Origin of the sequence: Bacillus sp. BF2-3, assembly GCF_008368795.1 — a bacterium.
Classification (GTDB): Bacteria; Bacillota; Bacilli; order Bacillales; family Bacillaceae_G; genus Bacillus_A; species Bacillus_A cereus.
This window is the reverse complement of the sequence record NZ_QOSA01000017.1, coordinates 25029-45839: the sequence shown is the minus strand read 5'-3', so window position 1 is coordinate 45839 and position 20811 is coordinate 25029. Positions and strand designations below refer to the sequence as shown.

Sequence of the window (20811 nt, the reverse complement as noted above, 5' to 3'; positions counted from 1 at the left end):
ATTGTGTTGGAGATTGGCTCTTTTTTATTATGTATTTCATTTACTTATCGCATCGCTTTAAAACCACTCTTAGGAATAATACAGAATATTATGTGAATATGGTGAAGTTTCATTTTATAATTTTTACTTTATTAAAAGTTGATTTGTTAGAAAGGATAATCATTTATTGCTATAATGAATGGATGCATGGCAGGAAATAGATAGAAAGATACTGCTAGTAATTTATACTTAAAATGTAGGGAGATTGAACAGAGTTATGGGGACAGAAAAAGAAATTAGTTCCGCTAAATTAATATGGAAGATGACGCGCCCGCATACATTAACGGCGACGTTTTCTCCTGTAATTTTAGGGACAGTGGCATCACTTTATGTTGCCAAAATTGATTGGCTTTTATTTATTGCGATGATGCTTGCATGTTTAGCGCTGCAAATAGCAACGAACTTATTTAATGAGTACTATGATTTTAAACGTGGATTAGACACTGCTGAATCTGTTGGCATCGGTGGCGGAATTGTCCGTCATGGATTGAAGCCAAAAAATGTGTTAACAGTTGCGCTTTTATTATATGTCGTAGCAGCAATTATTGGAGTTTATATTTGTATGAATAGCAGCTGGTGGTTAGTCGTCATCGGTTTAATTGGAATGGCGGTTGGCTATTTATATACAGGCGGTCCATTACCAATTGCGTACACCCCGTTTGGAGAATTAGTTTCTGGATTGTTAATGGGAACATGTTTTGTACTCATTGCTTTCTTTATTCAAACGAATACTGTAACGATTGAAAGTGTATTGATTTCCATTCCAATTGGAATTTTAGTAGGTGCAATCAATATGTCGAATAACATCCGAGATATCGAAGAAGATATTAAAGGTGGAAGAAAGACATTAGTAATCCTCCTTGGGAGAGAAAAAGCTGTGGTCACACTAGCGGTAGCCTTTTTCATTGCGTATTTATGGATTGCCGTAATTGTATTAATGGGTTATATAAGCCCTTGGGCATTAGTTATGTTCCTAGGTTTGAGAAAGCCAATTTCTGCGATTCAAAGTTTCCAAAAAGGGGCAAAGGATCCTGGATATATGCGCATCGCAATGAAATCAACAGCGATGACAAATACGATTTTCGGCTTCTTGTTGTCAGCAGGATTATTAATTAGTTACTTGTTTTAAATGAAAAATATTGTTAAGTAACTTAACCCCAGTTTCTCAATTTTAATATAGAGAGATTGGGGTTTTTATTTTGACTAAGTTTAACGTTAAGAGTCGAAATGCAAATACCAATAAATTGCAACTTCATCATTTTCAATATCCAAACCTTTATAAACAAGAAAATCAAACCCACCAATTACAAATCCGCATTTTTCATAGAACTTACATGCTGCGACATTATTATTTTGCGTTTCAAGCATGATACCTGGCATATTGCCTTTTTTTGCCCACTGCTTTGCTTGATGAACTAATCTTTTACCAACTCCGAGTGTACGATATTTTTTATCTACCGTTATATCTTCTATGTAAGCATAGTGGTTCCAATTCTTTTTTAATACCATTAATCCAATGATTTGGTTATGTAACAGTGCTATGTAAATGACTTGATTAGGTTTATTTATATATTCATTGTAAGCCAGTTCTTCATTATCATCTTGATTTTGTAAATAACTTTTTTCATAACTTGGAACGTCTTCTACTGTATATTCTATGCGTCTATTTCCTTTGGAAAGAGAAAGAATTAACCGAGCATTCACTATAAAACTGTCATCAATCTCCGGGAGATTATCTAAATCATTTGTTTCTAACTCTCTAATTACAAGGTTCATCGGGGCACCTCCACATAATAATATTTCTTCTAGTTATTCATTTGGTTCAAATGAATTCCAATTACAAAATTATAATTGAATTTCAATAGTACGGCTATCTTTGTATTTTATCTTTATACCGGTATGCTATTATCTTGATCTGAAAATGTTATTTAGAAAGAGTAGTATTTTTTATTTTGGATGTATATCCAGTTTTCAAATTTAACTGTAGTAGAGAAACAAATATTTTTTTAAAGAGTGGATGCAATACGCTATTCTTTAACTAATTTCGACATTATCTGCATTTTATCTTCACCTTCCTCTATTAATCTATTTATTGTAAATATCAGCTGAAGTTAATGTTTAGCTGCATAAATAATGAAGATGAAAATGAGTAGGGAAAGGATCGAAACATAATGAAAGAATCACAAAATAAGAAAAAAATAAGTGTAGTAACGAAGGCAATACTATCTCTAGTAGTTGTTTTAGCAACGACCTTTTTCACTTTCTTTTTAATAGGGAAATGGAACTCTATCCCAGCAAAAGGAGTAGCTAATGAAAGTATTAGGCTAGCTAATACGCAACAACAAGAAAAGAAAGAGGACATATCACTGGAAAAACAGAAAAGACCTGATGGAAAACCAGTAGGAAAGGTTGTTTATTTAACATTTGATGACGGCCCTAGCGAATTAACTGGAAAATTTTTAGATGTACTAAAAGAGCAACATGTTGCTTCGACATTTTTTATGCAAGGTAGCAATTTACAGAATACCGCTTTTCAGGAAAATGTAAAACGAGCAGTAAAAGAAGGACATTATATTGGTGCACATAGTATGACACATAATAGTGATAAGCTATACAAAAAAGGACAATTTGTAACGGAGATGAAAGAAACGTTAGCTCTTATTCATAATATTACAGGTACAACTCCTAAACTAGTCCGTCCCCCATATGGATCTGCACCAGGATTAAAGGGGCAGGACATTCGTAACAAAATTGTAGAAGCAGGAATAAAAGTTTGGGATTGGACGATAGATTCAAATGATTGGAAATTAAAAGGTAACCCACAGCAAATTATAGAAAATGTAAAGCGTACAACAACAGAAGATGTGGAAGTAGTTCTAATGCATGAAAAACTACAGACATTACAAGCGCTTCCGGAAATTATTAAATTTTATAAGGAAAAAGGATATGAATTCGGGGTATACAATGAAGCGGATCATTTTCAACTAAACTTCCAGAAAGATCAACGTCTATAGTATAAACATAATTATTTTAAAAAGGTGTTTTCCATTACTAAATCAATAACTAAGCCAAAAGTCGATTTCTTATTTTATAAAGAAATCGGCTCTTTCGTTTATGTATTACGTTACAAGAGTTTTCTTATTTTCTCCGGAATGTCCTTTTTTGAAATCTATGCAACAGAGTCTTTATAGTAAGAGTATTTTGTCGGGGAATAATCAAAAAAACGTATATTACAATATAAAAAATTCATCTTAATACTAAAGGATACATGACAACGATTCCTATAAATTCTTCTCAATAATTGAAAATAAAATCAATCCAGATTATTATATTGTTATTGTAATTATAAATGTAATTACATTTTATTGAAGGAGGATACAAAGATGAAAAGCTCAAAAGGCTCTATTGAATCAGAGATAAGCAAAGCAATTACTCACTGGGAAAAGGACTACCTAGGACGCGGGTCTATATCCGTTAAGACAGATATATTACGGGATATGATTATCGTAAATTTACAAGGTATTTTAACGCCAGCTGAATATACGGTTTGCGAAACAAAAGACGGTATGCTAACGATAAAGAAAAATCGTTCGGAGCTAGTTGAATCTGGAATTGAAGATTTGAAAGAGATTATACTAGAATTAACTGGAGAAAAAGTGAAAAGTTTTCATACGGATATAAGCTCCCGTACTGGTGAACGAGTAATGATTTTTAAATTGTTTCATAATCTTGAGGAAAAATTTTAAAAATTAAAACCATCGTAGGGTTAGTGGGAGATAATTAAGAAACCTAAAAGTTTTGCGCTTTATTTAAATTTATTAACATGATAATAATTAATAACTTGAAATTATTTACGTATACTGAATTTTAATTGGAATAACGCTCAAAAAAACTGATAAATAAATTGACAAACTGCTTAATATAGTTTATCTTATAATTGTTTTAAAAAATTAATAGATGCTTATTTTAACTGTTTGCTATAATTAAGGCTTTAGCATTTTTTTAATATGTAATATTGACTAAATGAAAAAGTTTCTTAATTGAAAGATAGCGCATAACATAAATTGATATATTGATTGCATAATCTAGGAGATCAGAGATATACTGTTATTTTTAATAGGAGTAATACATACATTACTATCCTCTATAAAATGGGAGCTCTTCAAAAAACTTTATTGAAGTTAGTTGAAGTGAAACCGACAATCTCCATAATTCAATGATGATATAAAATCATTGAATTATGGAAGTTGTCGGTTTTTTTTATGGGAAAAAACGATGTACTAAAAAGAGTGAATGAAAATTGAAATTAAAAAAACTATCGTAATGAAAAGGAATTTTTATAGGCTATTTTCGCTTAGAAGGGAGTATTTAACATGTTAATTTCGCTGAGTTCATCAACACTGTTAACTTTATTTTTTATGGCGCTTAGTGCTTCTTGGCTAAGTGGATTATTATTTTTAAATGCAAGGATACCTTTACGTTTTGTTCATATCCATATTGGTATCGCTGCTTTACCTTCATTGGTTTCTTTACTCGCACTTGTTAATAACAATGGAGATAGAGTTGTGGGGCCTTGGCATCTAGATACTTTAGCTTGGTTAATGGCTTTCTTTGTTCTTACAATTGGTTTAATCATTCAGCGTTTCTCTGTACGTTATTTAATGGGGGATCACTCATATCGAAAATACTTTGCACTTTTTACATGTACTACAGGTGTATCTTCGGTTGTATGGTTAAGTGATGATCTTCGCTTAATGCTCATTTGTTGGGGAGCAACGCTTATAGGATTGGTTCTACTTATAGGGCTAAATAAAGGGTGGAAAGTAGTTAGTGAAGCAACTAAAATCTCTGGCTACCTATTTACAATAAGTTGGATTGCCTTACTATCAGCTATCATTTGGCTGTTTCAAATAACTGGACAGTGGCAGTTAACATCAGTTTTAACGAATGAAAATGTAGTGCTACATGGAACATTGGAGAGAACAGGAATTAACTTATTAATTATATTAGCGGTGATGATTCCAGCAGCACAATGGCCTTTTCAAAGATGGTTAATTGAGTCTGCTGTTGCTCCAACTCCTGTTTCTGCTATTATGCATGCGGGTTTAGTAAATGCTGGCGGTATCATGTTAACTAGATTTTCACCTCTTTTTCATGATGATATTGCACAAATCATTTTACTAATTTTCTCTAGTATTTCTATCTTAATAGGTACAGGAATTAGTTTAGTCCAAGTTGATTATAAACGTCAGCTAGTAGGTTCAACTATTGCACAAATGGGATTTATGCTTATTCAATGTGCATTAGGCGCCTATTTAGCAGCTATTATTCATTTAATTTTACATGGTTTGTTTAAAGCTACACTATTTTTACAAGCTGGTTCTTCCGTGCAACGTTTTGGGGTAGTGAATCAGTCTAATGAAAAGATGTCCAATTTATGGATTATAGTTGGGCGTGTTTTAGGATTATTTATAGCAATTACTTTCTGGTTTATGACTTCTGGAGAGGGGTATCAACTAGTTAGTGCGTTAATCTTAGGCTGGTCACTATACTTTTCATGGAAACAGCTTGTTGTTTTTGGAGAGGGAAGAATGGGACGAATTGCTGGCGTAATTGTTTTGATTGGATTTTCTCTCATTTACTTTACCGTTCATAATTCTCTTTATAAATGGTTGCATACTGATATTTATCAAAGTGTTCAACCTTCAGCTCCAGCCGTTATCTTTGTTATATGTATTTTACTATTTAGTAGTGTTATTAGTACTTTCGTTACTCGTCATCAATCTTCTACTTTATTCGCTGTACTTTATCTTTGGTTAGTTCGAGTAGGTGAGGCGAGACGAAAGTCAGTAGAAAGTCACCCAAGCTATCTGAAACATTATGTATCAAAGGGAGGTAATTCGTGATGAGCATACCGTCAATATTAAAGAAAGATACAAACATTGATATGCAAGAAAATAATATAAATGATTTAGTTGCATCTGCTAGCCGAGTTATTGCGCCACTTTGGCCTATCTCTACGTTTGCAGCTCACCACCCTTGGATGGGACTTGAAAAGCAATCATTTGAACAAGTCGCAAATTGGTTAAAAGAAGCTCGTAATGTGGATATTTATCCTAGTGCCTCCATGATTCATTCGGCAAAAGTGAAAGGTGAGATTGAGGAATCATTTTTACAAATGAGTTTGTCTCGTTGGCTGGATTCACAATCTTTTCATATTCCGCGAGAGAAAGCAGAGCGATTTTGCCAAGCAGCTTTAAAGTTAGAAAAATTACCTTCTAGTCTATTATCATCGCCAGAAGTAAATAAATTGGCAGAAGAAATGAATTATATAAATACAGCAAGTATGCAAGCCTCTGTTATGCAGCCAATAAGTTCGCTTATAGAGAGTCAAAATAGTGAAAACCTATCTGATGTTCTTAATTATCATATCATTAAATGGTGTAAATTATATCTTGATGAATCCGGATCAAATTGGACGATGCCAAATCGAGAGAAAGGTTTTTATCGTGCATGGCAACACCTTATTACATTTGATCCAGCGCTCAGTAAAAATGAGCGTAAAGTTTTAAAAGATTGGCCACAAGATGCCGAAGTAGCTTTAGCGAGAGCATTATTTGAACTAGGAATTTCTGAATCTAACATACAATCTTACCTTGAAGGGCACTTACTTTCTTTGCCTGGGTGGGCAGGAATGATACGATGGCGCTCACAACAATCAATTCAGGAACAGGAACTTCTCATAGAATATTTAGCAGTTCGAATTTCTATGGAGCTGGCTATTGTAAAACCTTATTTACCTTTAAAAAATCAAAAGGTTGAGAAAAAAGTTTCGATCGTCCCACTTATAGCTTCTTGGATCTATTGGGGGAATATTTCAACACGGGAATGGTTACAAATGCCTGCTGCTGAACAAAGTGAATTATTAGTATTCGCTTATCGTTTTGATGAAAATATTCGCAAGAAACTTTGGCTGGAAGCTTGGGAACAAACGCATGCAGAGCAATTAAGGGAGAAGATTGCTTCTACACAACGTGCAACCAATGATAAAAAGCGTGTATTAGCTCAATTAGCATTCTGTATTGATGTACGTTCAGAACCGTTTCGTCGCCACCTTGAAAAATTAGGTCCGTTTGAAACATTTGGAATAGCTGGTTTCTTTGGGTTACCAATTGCAACTAGTGAACTAGGTAGTAATAACAACCATCCTTCTTTGCCAGTTATACTCAAACCGAAACATCAAATAAAAGAGCTCACAAATGAAAATGAACTTAAATCTTATGAGCAACGTAAGAGGGTAGGCAGTTCGGTACGTTCTACTTTTAAAACGATGAAACAGAACGTAATGACAAGTATGGCGCTACCTGAGTTAAGTGGTCCTTTACTTGGTCTACAGATGGTGACAAGAAGCTTTGTCCCAAGAGGAGTTGGTGGTTTCATTCGTAAACTTCGTAAAACTATGTTACAAAAACCTGCTACAACATTCTCGCTTAATCATGTTCATGACACAAAGGGTGAGATACCTATCGGTTTTACAAAAGAAGAAAAAGTGAACTATGTGCGTCAAGCTTTAAAAATGGTGGGACTGACAGAAAAATTTGCTCCTTTGGTTGTAATGTGCGGACATAGTAGTCAAAGTACGAACAACCCTTATGCTGCAGCACTTGAGTGTGGTGCTTGTGGCGGAGCAGCAGGAGGATTCAATGCAAGAGTTTTTGCTACTTTATGTAATCTTCCAGAAGTGAGAGAGGCGTTGTTTGCTGAAGGTATTAAAATTCCTGAGGATACCATTTTTGCAGCAGCTGAACATAAAACAACAGTGGACGAATTGGAATGGATTTACGTCCCAGAACTTTCGGAAACTGCGCAAGAAGCATTTGATTGTATCGAATCGATTATGCCAAATGTGAGCCAACATGCAAATAGAGAGCGTTTAACGCAATTACCAAATTTTAAAACGAAAATAAAAAATGCGAGTAAAGAGGCACATCGATTTGCAGAAGATTGGAGTGAAATACGTCCAGAATGGGGATTAGCTCGTAATGCATCTTTTATTATCGGGCAACGAGAATTAACTCAGGATTGTGACTTAGAAGGTAGGGCTTTCCTTCATAATTATGATTGGAAACAGGATGAAAGGGGCGATATATTAGCTAACATTATTGCAGGACCAGGAACAGTAGCTCAGTGGATAAATCTACAATATTACGCTTCAACTGTAGCTCCTCATTATTATGGTAGTGGAAACAAAACAACCCAAACTGTAACCGCGGGTCTAGGTGTTATGCAGGGAAATGCAAGTGATTTGTTGCCAGGCTTACCTTGGCAATCCGTTATGCAGTCAGATAGTGAGACGTATCATTCACCACTTCGTTTACTAATTGTAATTCAAGCGCCTAGTCAATATATAGAACGTTTGCTAAATAATGATTTCACATTTCGAGAAAAAGTTCAAAATGGATGGGTTAGACTTGCAAGTGTTGATCCAAAGGGACGCTGGAAAAACTGGTAACAATCATGTAATGAATTATCAACTATTGTTACTAGCTTAAAAGTTTCATAAATACAATAATGAAGAAGGAGTGCTCCATATGAATTCAAAGAATAAAAAAGTTTTATTGTTAACAGACATTAAACATGAAATAGAGCCTATTATCCAACAAGTAACTAACATTCAACAAGAAAACATGTTGACTATACACAGCTACGATTCTGTAATTGTACATCCTTATGGAGATATAATGAGATCTATTATTATTGCTATTTATCAAGAAAATGTTGAAGAAATTTTTGTTGTAGGAATAGAGGATAAAGAAACTGATGTAGTTAATCTACAAATTCAACGTGATTCCATAAAAAATAACAGGGAACTAGACTATCTCTTTGAAAATTGCATGCCTGAATTTTCAAGTGGTAGCCTTGATGAATGGCTAAGTGGAAAAGAAAATGTTAGTGAAAATATTGAGAAGAGTATAGATATGATTTGTCATCATCCACTAGTACCGTCTGATGTTAAAGTTCATGGTTTCAAGATTGATAGAACAGGGGAAAAAGAAACGGTTGTTAAAGTTTCTGTTAATAAAGTAGTGAAACAAATGCATTCTTATGTGTAAGTTATCGATAGATAAGCAACTTTTATTTGGTAGATACTATAATATGTTAAATATTTGGAGTTGTTTCCTTTAAAAAGAGTAAAAGAAATCTTCTATAAATGGAGATCTTTTGCTCTTTTTATAATAAAAATAAAAAATTATTTGACGTTTTTTCGAAAAAAATTTTTAAGACAAGGCTTTTAGGTTTATGAAAACCTTTATTCATGATAGCAAGATAATTTTGATAAGAAGTATATAGTAAGAATGATTTGGAGATACCGATGGGGATATAACTATTTTATTTAGGACGGTGCAATTAAAATGGATTTACAGAAAGGGAAATTATATTGGAACACGACTTTTTCTAATACACCTTCTTATCCTCGTTTGGACGAAGATATAAAATGTGACGTACTAATAATAGGAGCAGGAAGTTCGGGTGCTCAATCAGCATACTATTTGAGTGAATCAGATTTAAATATTGTTATCGTTGATAAAAGAAAGGTAGGACATGGAAGTAACCTTACAAATACAGCACTTATTCAATATTTAGGTGATAAGATGTTTTTTGAACTTGTAAATACATTTGGGGAAGAGTATGCAGTTAAGCATATGAAATTATGTGAACAAGCTATTAATGATATTGAATATGCTGATCAAAACTTGCCTTATTGCTCTGACTTTAAACGACGGGACAGTTTATATTATGCAAGTTATGAAGAGGATATAAAGAAATTAGAAAAGGAATTGTATTATTTACATAAGCATGATTTTAAAGCGGCTTGGTTATCAGAAAAACAAATTGGACAGAGATATCCATTTAAAAAACGTGCAGCTATTTATACGTATAATGATGGTGAAATAAATCCTTATAAATTTACACATAGTTTATTAGAACAAGCCTCTAATAAAGGAGTTCACATTTATGAAGATACAGAGATTGTTGGCAAAAAGTTAGAGAAAGAATGTGCTATCTTTTATACAAAGGAAGGCAATTCTATTACTGCCAATAAAGTAATTGTGGCTGCAGGATATGAAGGATTGGAATTTAAAAAGGAAAAGAACGCTACACTGATTAGCTCATATGCAATTGTTACTAATCCTGTGGAAGATTTATCTTCTTGGTATAAACGCACTCTCATTTGGGAAACTGCGAGGCCATATATTTATATGAGAACTACTGTAGATAATAGAATTATTATAGGTGGATTAGATGAAGATACAAACATTGCTCAAGAAAGAGATTCAAAATTAATCCATAAAAAAGAGAAATTAGTGAATGAATTTAATAAGCTCTTTCCCAATATAACAGTTGAACCTGAATTTTATTTAAGTGCTTTTTATGGTGGTACTCATGATGGTTTACCTATAATTGGAATGTATGAAGAGTTTCCAAATTGTCACTTTATCTATGCGTATGGAGATAATGGATTAGTATATAGTATGGTACTTTCTAAAATTGTTCGAGATATAATTATTAACGGTTCAAGTCCAGATTTGCATTTATATTTACAAACTAGACCAAAACTAAATGAGTAAACTGCATGTATGCAAAATCAAGGTAGTAACGAGTTTATTTAGGGTTCCATTATAAAAAAACGTATTAGTTTAATGTGACCATTTGTTATGTTTATGAATGCTTAAATAAAGCATTCATAAACAATATTATTTATTAAATCCATTTATCTTACTAAGTTCTGTTATTTGTATAATCCATTCTTTTTTTAGGTAGGGTAGAGTTGCTTGGATATGATGATACTCCCATTCTTCCTCAATGATAGGGTAAAGATCAAATAAGTGTTTTTCTTCATCATTTGTTACACTTGCTTTAGGATTGTCAGTAAGTTTAAAATAAATGTCGCACAATCCGCTATAGTTTGTTAACATGAATAAAAAATTAGGACATGTGAATTCGATGAGGTATATTTCTTTCTCTAATTGAATATCTGATAGTAATTCTCTTGCAGTCTCATAAGTAGGCTTCTTTTGGTAACCATTGCATGAATGCCATGCCCAAATGGGTAAATCTATAATAAAGTCAATACCTTTCTGTTTCATGTGTCTTACAATGTATTTATATGCTGTGCAATCTTCTTTACTAACAAAAATAGGATCGGCTATAAGCTTACCTTCATTCAAAAGTGTATTTATGGCATTTTGGTTTTGAAAAGTCCATAGGATTGTTGAATCTATAGATGTATTTAAGTTTGATTGTTTATCAAATTGTTTTTTCATCTTTCTCTCCATTTTCTTTTTTATTTTATAAGAGTTTAAGATAAGTACAAAGTGCATTATATTTTTATCTTTATTAAGAGTTGGAAAAATCCATTAAAGAATAGAAGAGTTTGTTTGCAATTACAAAAAATGATTCTTATAATCATTTAAAAATAACAGAAGTATTTGTTCTAATAAAGAATGAATTGTGCTTTAAGAATTAGAAAGGATAGCCATGCAAAATAAAATTATTGTTATGTTTCAAAAAGATTTTCGTTTATATGATAACCCAGCGCTATTTGAGGCTGTTCAGTCTGGTGAGGTTCTTCCTGTATATATACAAGATGAAACTTTTTCAATAGGAAGTGCGGCAAAGTGGTGGTTGCACCATGCTGTAATAGATGTAAAGAAGCAACTTGAGGCATTGGGCTCTACTTTTATAATACGTAAAGGAAAGACACAAGAAGAAATACTTTCTCTCATAGAACAATTAAATATAACGGCTGTATATTGGAATATTTGTTATGATCCGGACAGATTACAATCTAATCAAAAAATGAAAATGATGTTAGAGGATAAAGGTATTATCTGTAAAGAATTTAATTCGCATTTATTATTAGAACCGTGGATTATTAAAAAGAAAGATAACACTGAATATAAGGTGTTTACGCCTTTTTACAATGTATTTCAAAAGCAGGTAATACCTAAACCTTTTAGCAGAGTGCAGAGTATAAAGTGGGGAAACTCTTTACCAGCAAGCTTATCTGTTTCAGAATTACAATTGTTGCCGACTATACCGTGGACATCTCATATGGAAGTAATATGGGATCCGACAGAAGAAGGGGCATATAAAACATTCAAGAAATTTTTCTCTAGTAAATTAGTCTCTTATAGTGAAGGAAGAGATTTTCCAGGTCAAAATGTCCATTCGATGTTGGCACCGTATCTTTCATTTGGTCAAATATCAGTAAAGCTAATGTTTCATTACTTAATAAATAAAAGTACCGAAAGACAATGTAGTCTTTTTGAAAAACAAGTTAATAGTTTTATACGTCAATTAATTTGGCGAGAGTTTTCTTATTATTTACTATACCATTATCCATTTACAGTATATAAACCTCTTAATAAGAGCTTTGAACATTTTCCGTGGAATAAGGAAGAGGAGTTATTAAGAGTATGGCAAAAGGGGAAAACGGGTTATCCGTTTATTGATGCGGGAATGCGAGAACTATGGCAAACAGGTTTTATGCATAACCGGGCAAGAATGGCTGTAGCCTCTTTTCTTGTAAAGCATTTGTTAATTCCGTGGCAAGAAGGAGCAAAATGGTTTATGGATACACTACTAGATGCTGATATTGCAAATAATACAATGGGATGGCAATGGGTTGCTGGAAGTGGAGCAGATGCATCACCGTACTTTCGTATTTTTAACCCCATCACACAAGGAGAAAAGTTTGATAAAAATGGAGAGTATATAAGAAGATGGGTACCAGAATTAGAAGATATCCCAAACAAATATATACATAAACCTTGGGAAGCACCTGAGCATATTTTACAAAAATCCAATATAAAACTTGGTGATACATATCCTTATCCGATTGTTGATCATAAGGCAGCACGAGAGAGAGCCCTTTGTGCATATAAAAGTATGAAAGAATTTGTATGAAATAGAATAGGTTAAACAATATGTATTTAGAATTTTAATATTAGAATTTTATCCATTACAAGGACATACTAATCATATAAAGTTTCTATAATCTTCTAGTAAAAAGGAGAATGTTTATGAAAAAATCTAGTATTATAGTATTTTTCCTAACATATGGTTTGTTTTATGTTTCTAGTGTTTTATTCCCTATTGATCGTACTTGGTATAATGCGTTAGAAAAGCCGTCTTGGACACCTCCTGGTATGACAATCGGAATGATATGGGCTGTATTATTTGGACTTATCGCATTATCAGTTGCAATTATTTACAACAACTATGGATTCAAGCCAAAAACATTTTGGTTTTTATTCCTTTTAAATTATATATTCAATCAAGCGTTCAGCTATTTTCAATTTAGCCAAAAGAATTTGTTTTTAGCAACAGTAGATTGTTTACTAGTCGCTATTACTACGTTACTTCTCATTATGTTTTCTTCCAATTTATCTAAAGTATCGGCATGGTTGCTAATACCATATTTTTTATGGTCTGCATTTGCTACATATTTATCTTGGACCATTTATAGTATAAATTAAAGACGTAAATGAAAACTTGAGTACAATAAAAATGCTCGAGTTTTTATGTTTATTAATGATAATCTGAAATATAGAATATACACATCTTAGGGAGGTCATATGTGTGAAGAAATGGATAAAAATTGTTCTGTACTCTGTATTAGGTATTTTAATGATCGGAAGTATTACTTTTTTAACTTGGTCTCAGTTTACTTATAAACCAACGAAAGAGGCTTTGTCTTTAATAGATGATAAAAAAGATGAAGATTATATAGTTTTTGGAGAGAAAGATGCAAAAATAGGAGTTATTTTTTATCAAGGAGCTAAAGTAGAAGCCGAGGCTTATAGTTACTTAGGAGAAGCTCTTGCAAAAGATGGGCATTTTGTAGTAATGCCTAAGTTACCATTAAACTTAGCGATACTTGGAATAAATGAGGTAGATAGTGTAATTGAACAGTATCCTGAAGTTCAAAAATGGTATGTTGCTGGGCATTCAATGGGCGGAGCTATGATTTCTAGGTATGCCTTTCAACATGAAGAAAAGGTAGATGGGATTATTTTCTTAGGTTCGTATCCTGCAGATGACTTCTCTACGAAATCGATTCCAATGTTATCAATTTACGGGGAAGTAGATGCTTTAGCAACTGTTGAAAAAATAGAGAACAATAAAAAGTTCATGTCAAAGAATACTACTATGCACATGATAAAAGGGGGAAACCATGCTCATTTTGGCATGTATGGTGAGCAAAAAGGTGATAATGCGAGTTTAATTACGGCAAAAGCACAACGAGATGAAACGGTAAAAGTAATTGAACAATGGTTATTGGAACAATGATAACGAATTTAATAAATCTACTGAAAGAATTTTCCCAACGGTAGATGGGAGAGAGAATAAAGAGCCAAATCGTATGAATTGGCTCTTTTATTTATTTGCTATCTCCAATTGTCCCCTTATTTTCTCCGGAATATCCTCTTTAGAAATAATATCGTAAGAATACACATATTTTCCTTTCACATGAATTTTTAAGTAAGTTTTTCTTATAAAATCATTAGGCGTGTTCGTTCCAACTTTATATTCTTTTTCATTGCTTAGTTCATCAACACCCTTTAGTGAGTACATAGCTCGGCCTTTATAATGATAATCTGGAATGCCATATCCCTTCGCAACGGCGTATACATTTTTTTCTTCAGCAATCGGATTAAATCTGTCTAAATCCCCGCGTAATATGAAAGGTAGTAAGTATATAGGAAGGCCTATTCCTAGTATGCAAAGTACAAATTTTTTCATGGTCGTTTCTCCTCTTGTTCATTTACAGGATTCAGTATAGAAAAAAATTCTTATGAATATAGAGGGAAATTTCTTAAGGTTTTCTTAATAAAGTTTAACCGTGTGAAAAAAACTAACTTGAGCATTAAGCTTACGGAATGAATAACCAAATAACTTGTTTTCTTTATTTTTTGATATTTCTTAAGAACCTATCAAGAAATAAGTGAGTTTTAGGATTTAGAATAAATGTATCTTACAGTAATAAGAGAATTATCTAAAAAAATTAGAGTGAGAACAATTAAAGAAAGCATCTAGTGGATTGCTTTTTTCTTTTGGAATAGAGAATCACATGGGTCAGTTACATGTAATACGGCACTGTGCTTCTATGTCACTGAAAAATCCAATGATAAAAAAAGAGGGGGAAGGCATTTTTTATTGAAGTTTGTTAATGATAGATTTTTAACTAGTTAGGGGGGGATCGTAAAATAGATTATTAATCTCTTTAATAATTTTTATTTTCCTTATAGTTGGCATATTGTATTAGAAATTTTTAATTTTGAAAGGAGAATCAATAATTATGGGTAAGAAAAGAAGAATAAGTAATAAGTTATTACTTGTCAGTGCAGTTTTTACAATAGCAATTCCCTCAGTCTCATATGCGGAGGAAGTAATTTCACCTGAAAATTTTACGAGTTCTTCAAGTTTGTATGAGGGACGGAATACGGAAGTATTGAAAACAAGCTTATATCCTTATACATATAACTATCCGTTTAACTACCAATTTAGTTCGAAATTAAAGGAAGCAAACACAACTATAAAAAAAGTAGACAATAGTGATGATGAAAATCCTATTATATCTACTACTCTTTCATTTATTCGCCATATGAATAGTGAAGATTATAAATCTGCATTTGATTTAACCTCAAGGTCATTACAGAAAATAATATCCGAAGAATGGCTGAAGAGCTATTGGGAGGGACTCCCAGTGCAATTACAAGCAGGTCCTTTTATAGAAATTGGAGAGGTTACACAAAAAGAGACAAATCCTGTTCATACAAATGTAGAGATTCAATTAGTTTTTGAAAAAATGACTGTACCTTTACTAATTAAACTAGATCCATCTGGAAAAATAGACGATTTTCAACTCAGCATGTCGTTTAGTCCTGTTGCAGAGCGTCCATCATATAGTAAGCCTGAATCATTTGTTGATAAAGAAGTAGTAGTTGGAAGTGGTGCATTTCCATTACCAGGAACATTGTCGGTTCCAAAAGGAAAGGGTCCTTTTCCAGCGGTTATTCTTGTTCAAGGATCAGGAGCAACTGATCAGGATGAAACAGCTTTTGCTTTAAAACCATTTCGCGATTTAGCTGAAGGTCTTGCATCGAAGGGAATTGCTGTCCTTCGCTATAATAAAAGAACTTATGAACATGGGTTGAAAACACAATTCAGTCCCTTTTATACAGTTGATAAAGAGACAACAGATGATGCTCTTCTTGTAACTCAATTTCTTAAAAATGAGCCTCTAATAAATAAAAATCAAATTTATATTTTGGGTCATAGTCAAGGTGGAATGATGCTTCCGAAAATGATTGAAAAAGACCAAAATAAAAATATTGCTGGAGCAATTGTAATGGGAGGGCCAGCTCGTACGATCCAAGACGTTGTTTTAGATCAATTTGAGTACCTTTTCTCTATTGGAGCAATGAACCTGGATCAATATAAATTCTACAAATCGCAATTTGAATTATTAAATGATCCTAATTTCTCTGGTCAGAATCCCCCAAAAGATTTTTACTTAGGATCAGCAGTATTTTGGGATTCTATACGGAAAATTAAAGCGGCAGAAATGTCAAAAGAACAAAAGACACCGCTTCTTATTATTCAAGGAGAAAGAGACTATCAAGTTCAATCAAAAATTGAAATTCCTCTTTGGAAAGAACAATTAAAAGAACGAGATAACGTAGATTATCGACTATATCCAAAGTTAAATCATTTCTTTACAGAGGGTGAAGGGGAAATAAGTAAGCCAAATGAATATTATAGTCCTGCTAATATCCCTGAGTATGTTATAAATGATATTGCTGCTTGGGTGCAAGGCAGATCGCAATTAAATTAGCAACCATATGTTTTAATAAAGACTTTCTTTCCGTAATCAAAATAGAAATATTTTGATTAGGTTATATGTTTTTTAAAAGCACTCTTTAAAAAGGAGTGCTTTTTTATTTTTCTATGATTTCTATAAAACAATGGGCTTACCTTCCAAACAAATCGTTATTTGGAGCGCTTTTATCAAAGCAAAGTTCTTGTGACATTTCTTTGATATTAAAAACATGAATAACCTATTGTGTAAAATTTTTTGAAAATTTAGGTTTAACATCTTTAAAATAGGTGTATTACATATTACATAACAACTAAATAAAAAAATAAAAAATCTAAAGGAGGAAAGATACGATGCATACGAATGAAAGAAAAACGGTAGTTTATGAATATCAAAATGAACAGGAAGTAGTTATGAAAGTAAAAGAGCTAGAATTGCAAGGGGTTCGCCACGATGACATTTATGTTTTAGCACATGAAAAACATATAACAAAAAGGATTGCGGATGATACAAACACAAATACGATTGGAGTAAAAGAACAAGGATTGGGAACAAGTATTATCAACTTTTTCTCCAAAAAAGGGGACGAACTTCGAAATCAAATGGAAGAAATGGGGTTGTCGAAGGAGGAAGCTAACTTATATGAAGAAAAACTAGATCAAGGGAAGATTTTACTCCTAGTAACAGCTGAAGTACCAATGGCGAATGATAGGCAGCCGCAAAACTATCATTCTCTGTAATAGATTGCAACATCTGATAAATAGGTAAGGGAATTATTTTAGTTTGTAGCATGGAAGAAAATAAAAATAGAAAAGGATGAGAAAAATGAAACATACAATATTTAAATATGCTGTGATTGGAATTACGACCGGAGTCATCGTCTCCCTATTAAAAAAAGAAAATCGGAAAGCTATACAAACAAAAGGAAAAAGCGTAAAAGAAAAACTACAAGAAGGAAACATAAAGGAAACATTGGAGAAGGTAACTGAGACAAGTAAACAATTTTCTGTAACTGCAGCTAATGTTGCAAAACAAACATTACCACAACTGCTTACAGCCACACCAGTTGTCATTTCTACCATTAAAGACTTAACAGAAAACGAAAATAATAAAAAGAAAACAGGTGAAAAGGATTACGAAATAAATGAAAATAGTAAGAACTTAGACGGGGAAAAAACGAAAAATGAAAAGAAATATGTGAAAGAAGGGAAAGAAGAGAGTGCCTAGATTTAACTCTAAAAATAGAAAGTGAGGGAAAAAGTATGAAATCTCTGTATGCAATTGATGTAGGAATTGGCTTTACCAAAAGGGCATATCGACAGGATGTAGATTCTGAGATGACAATCAAGAGTGAAGCTTCCACACTAGCCCCTGTACCTAATCATGCTGAAAGTGAAGATTTAACAAAGGTAAGTTTTATAGACTTAGATTTTGCATACTACATGGGAAATGAAGCACATCAATCTGACGCTTCGTTTCTTCCTCCATTTGACGAAGAAATAGAAAATTATTATGAAAGCGAACGATTTAAACAACAAATATTTGGTTGCATTGCAAAGGATTATAAAGAAAATGTCGTGTTACCTCTAGTTGTTACCGGGCTCCCCGTTACTTGTTTTGGTAGTCAGCATGAGCAATTACAACGTGCACTAAAAAAAGAAACTTCCGTACAAATTGATGGGAAATTTATTCATATTACGGTGGAAAATGCTTTGATTCTTCAGCAACCGGTCGCTTTACATGCCTATTTCTTAAAAGAGGGAATCATTCAGGAACGAGATCGCATCTTAATTATTGATGGCGGATTTCGTACAGTAGAAATGACAGATATGAAACAGAATGTCATTTTAAATCATTATGAGGCGGAACTAGGATGTAGCAAGCCTTTGAAAAATATTAAGAATATCGTGCAGAATCATGAGGGTGAAAGTAATCAATTGCATATTAACGACATGCCAAACATATTAGAAAAAGGATATGAATGTCGAGAAGAAAATCATGAGACAAGTCAGGTTCATACTTTGATTCAAAAAGAGTTGGATGCACACTTCCAAGACGTCATGCGTGTATTACAAGAACAATTTAAGTTAGAACAGTATAACACTATTATTTGGACAGGAGGAATAGTAGATCTCCACAAAAAACGAATTGAAAAAATGCAAAGTGAAATTTCTTCTTTCCGTATGGTAGACGCTTCGAAAGAGGCTGCACTCCATGGATACTACATTATTGGGAGTCAAGTATTTGAGGACATTACCAATCAATCTGCATATGAATCCAAATTATAATAACGAATGAAATGGAGTTCGTTGAATAGACGTGCCAAATTATGTAGCTTCTTTTCCACATATAATAAATTCTTTATAAGAAAAGATAAAAAGTGATTGTATAGAGGAAATGTTTAAAATTGAAAATAAAAATAACTAATATATAGGGGGTCTTCCTTTTAAAAGAATAAGACCTCCTATGTTATTTATTTTGTAATTTAGATGATCTAAAAACTTTTCCTCCAAGACATGAATACCTACATAAAAATTTCGTATTACGGATATGATTCGATTAAACATAAAACTATTTAGAAAGGAAGAATAATATGGAATGCATAAAAATGACGAAATGGAGTTGGTATCATGTGAAAACTAGTGAGCTTGAAAAACTTTCTTCTATAATCCCTCGTGATGTAACATCTTATTTCGCTCAATTTGTAAAGAAAATAAGTTCTCCTTGTGAAAATGGATTATATGTTTATACGTTATCACCAAGTCAAACTTGTGTATATGGTTCGTTTTTATATGATCAAGATAAAAAGGACGCCAAAATTCAAAAATTTCTTCATTATTTCGTAGCTCATGGAATACTGATAACAGTTCAGGAAAAAGAGGAAGAGAATTTCCAAAAATTAATACATAATTTCCCTATGGGTACAAAAAATTGTAATAGTTCCGCTGAAGGATTATGTGCTATCTTATCAATGTTTATATCTCATTATTTGCGAAAGGTTGACTACTTTGAAAACAATTTCAGAAATGTATTATGGGATTTTTATCATCATAATAACATAGCAGTTTTAGAAAGGATTTATCATATTCGTCATGAATTATTTATGAACACACATGTGTTTCGCTTAATACAAGAAGTGTTACAAGGCCTAAAAGAAGCTTGGTTAGAAAAACTAACAAACACCCTTTGTTATAAACAAACACACGTAAAATTAGAGCGTGGATTACAACTTGTTAAAGAGTACCAAGAAGAATTAGACACGATGATTCATTTACAAGAAGTTGTTTCTTCTCATCGTGGGAATGAAATTATGAAAGCTCTTACTGTATTAACTGCTGTGAGTACGCCTTTGACAGCCTTAGGAGCATTATGGGGTATGAATTTTAAATACATGCCTGAACTAGAATGGAAATATAGCTATTTAATCGCTCTCTTATTTATTATTTTCACAACAGGGGGGATGTATATGTATATGCGATTCAAAGGATGGACAGGTGACTTATTACGAGTAAAGAAAAAGAAATCTTTTTTTAAATCTAATTAATCCTGTTTATAAAAAATATGATAGATATATGATTTGTAATATTTATTAATCGAGATAGCACCATATCCCCATCAAGTTAAAGTTTTGATGTCCCCGTAATGATAAAAATGGTGAATATTTATATGAAAGATTAGAGCTCTCCTACAAGAAGGAGAGCTCTAATCTTTGTTTAAAAACTATATCATATACTCTGAAATTTGTCCGGATTCAATTTAGAATATGGCAAAAGAGAACTTGCCATTAAAAACAAGCTCTCTTTAAAAGAAATAACGTAATTGAGATACTTATATAGTAACAATTGTTTTCTTCTAATTCCATATGTCATATGTTGAGAAATAAA

18 protein-coding genes are annotated in these 20811 nt (G+C 32.6%); 15 read left to right on the top strand and 3 right to left on the bottom strand.

Features of this window, described 5'->3' with window-relative positions; all coding sequences use genetic code 11:
* Window positions 1-256: 256 nt before the first annotated feature.
* The gene (gene menA, locus DN401_RS13865) at window positions 257-1168 is read left to right on the top strand and encodes a 1,4-dihydroxy-2-naphthoate polyprenyltransferase (protein WP_086385014.1); all 912 of its coding nucleotides are present in this window, start codon (window positions 257-259) and stop codon (window positions 1166-1168) included.
* Window positions 1169-1254: 86 nt separating this feature from the next.
* Here menA and satA read toward each other — a convergent pair whose 3' ends face one another.
* Window positions 1255-1815, bottom strand: a complete 561-nt coding sequence (gene satA / locus DN401_RS13860) for a streptothricin N-acetyltransferase SatA (protein WP_149287754.1) — start codon at window positions 1813-1815, stop codon at window positions 1255-1257.
* 395 nt (window positions 1816-2210) lie between these two features.
* On the opposite strand from satA, the gene DN401_RS13850 reads away from it, so the two are divergent.
* From DN401_RS13850 to DN401_RS13825, 6 genes are all read left to right on the top strand, one after another.
* A complete protein-coding gene (locus DN401_RS13850) occupies window positions 2211-3053 on the top strand; it encodes a polysaccharide deacetylase family protein (RefSeq protein ID WP_086385012.1) in 843 nt (280 codons plus the stop codon).
* A gap of 369 nt (window positions 3054-3422) precedes the next feature.
* Complete coding sequence (locus tag DN401_RS13845; protein ID WP_098710316.1) at window positions 3423-3785, top strand: Na-translocating system protein MpsC family protein; 363 nt, start codon at window positions 3423-3425, stop codon at window positions 3783-3785.
* A gap of 627 nt (window positions 3786-4412) precedes the next feature.
* Entirely contained in the window at window positions 4413-5945 is a 1533-nt protein-coding gene (locus tag DN401_RS13840) for an NADH dehydrogenase subunit 5 (protein WP_149287753.1), read from the top strand.
* On the top strand, window positions 5945-8551 hold the full coding sequence (locus DN401_RS13835; RefSeq protein ID WP_149287752.1) for a DUF2309 domain-containing protein: 2607 nt from the start codon (window positions 5945-5947) through the stop codon (window positions 8549-8551). The genes DN401_RS13840 and DN401_RS13835 overlap by 1 nt, the downstream gene beginning before the upstream one ends.
* 79 nt (window positions 8552-8630) lie before the next feature.
* On the top strand, window positions 8631-9152 hold the full coding sequence (locus tag DN401_RS13830) for a carbonic anhydrase (RefSeq protein ID WP_001086255.1): 522 nt from the start codon (window positions 8631-8633) through the stop codon (window positions 9150-9152).
* A 300-nt stretch (window positions 9153-9452) separates the two neighbouring features.
* A complete protein-coding gene (locus DN401_RS13825; protein WP_149287751.1) occupies window positions 9453-10670 on the top strand; it encodes an NAD(P)/FAD-dependent oxidoreductase in 1218 nt (405 codons plus the stop codon).
* A gap of 126 nt (window positions 10671-10796) precedes the next feature.
* On the opposite strand, the gene DN401_RS13820 is transcribed toward DN401_RS13825, so the two are convergent.
* Window positions 10797-11366, bottom strand: a complete 570-nt coding sequence (locus DN401_RS13820; protein WP_149287750.1) for a DUF3841 domain-containing protein — start codon at window positions 11364-11366, stop codon at window positions 10797-10799.
* Between the two features lie 214 nt (window positions 11367-11580).
* On the opposite strand from DN401_RS13820, the gene DN401_RS13815 reads away from it, so the two are divergent.
* From DN401_RS13815 to DN401_RS13805, 3 genes are all read left to right on the top strand, one after another.
* A complete protein-coding gene (locus tag DN401_RS13815) occupies window positions 11581-13011 on the top strand; it encodes a cryptochrome/photolyase family protein (RefSeq protein ID WP_149287749.1) in 1431 nt (476 codons plus the stop codon).
* 116 nt (window positions 13012-13127) lie between these two features.
* Window positions 13128-13583, top strand: a complete 456-nt coding sequence (locus tag DN401_RS13810; RefSeq protein ID WP_149287748.1) for a TspO/MBR family protein — start codon at window positions 13128-13130, stop codon at window positions 13581-13583.
* A 103-nt stretch (window positions 13584-13686) separates the two neighbouring features.
* The gene (locus tag DN401_RS13805) at window positions 13687-14397 is read left to right on the top strand and encodes an alpha/beta hydrolase (protein WP_006918146.1); all 711 of its coding nucleotides are present in this window, start codon (window positions 13687-13689) and stop codon (window positions 14395-14397) included.
* 87 nt (window positions 14398-14484) lie between these two features.
* Here DN401_RS13805 and DN401_RS13800 read toward each other — a convergent pair whose 3' ends face one another.
* Window positions 14485-14850 carry a YxeA family protein gene (locus DN401_RS13800; RefSeq protein ID WP_000714948.1) on the bottom strand — a complete coding sequence of 122 codons (366 nt, stop codon included), beginning with the start codon at window positions 14848-14850 and terminating at the stop codon, window positions 14485-14487.
* A 556-nt stretch (window positions 14851-15406) separates the two neighbouring features.
* Here DN401_RS13800 and DN401_RS13795 point away from each other — a divergent pair.
* The 5 genes from DN401_RS13795 (at window position 15407) to DN401_RS13775 (ending at window position 20471) form a co-directional block, all read left to right on the top strand.
* Window positions 15407-16945, top strand: a complete 1539-nt coding sequence (locus DN401_RS13795; protein WP_149287747.1) for an alpha/beta hydrolase — start codon at window positions 15407-15409, stop codon at window positions 16943-16945.
* Window positions 16946-17280: 335 nt separating this feature from the next.
* Complete coding sequence (locus tag DN401_RS13790; RefSeq protein ID WP_000557321.1) at window positions 17281-17667, top strand: YflT domain-containing protein; 387 nt, start codon at window positions 17281-17283, stop codon at window positions 17665-17667.
* A gap of 85 nt (window positions 17668-17752) precedes the next feature.
* Window positions 17753-18154 (top strand): hypothetical protein, encoded by a 402-nt coding sequence (locus DN401_RS13785; RefSeq protein WP_000683216.1) that lies wholly within the window; start codon window positions 17753-17755, stop codon window positions 18152-18154.
* A 35-nt stretch (window positions 18155-18189) separates the two neighbouring features.
* The gene (locus DN401_RS13780; RefSeq protein WP_000839441.1) at window positions 18190-19215 is read left to right on the top strand and encodes a ParM/StbA family protein; all 1026 of its coding nucleotides are present in this window, start codon (window positions 18190-18192) and stop codon (window positions 19213-19215) included.
* A gap of 305 nt (window positions 19216-19520) precedes the next feature.
* Window positions 19521-20471, top strand: a complete 951-nt coding sequence (locus DN401_RS13775; RefSeq protein ID WP_149287746.1) for a magnesium transporter CorA family protein — start codon at window positions 19521-19523, stop codon at window positions 20469-20471.
* The last annotated feature ends 340 nt before the right edge of the window (window positions 20472-20811 follow it).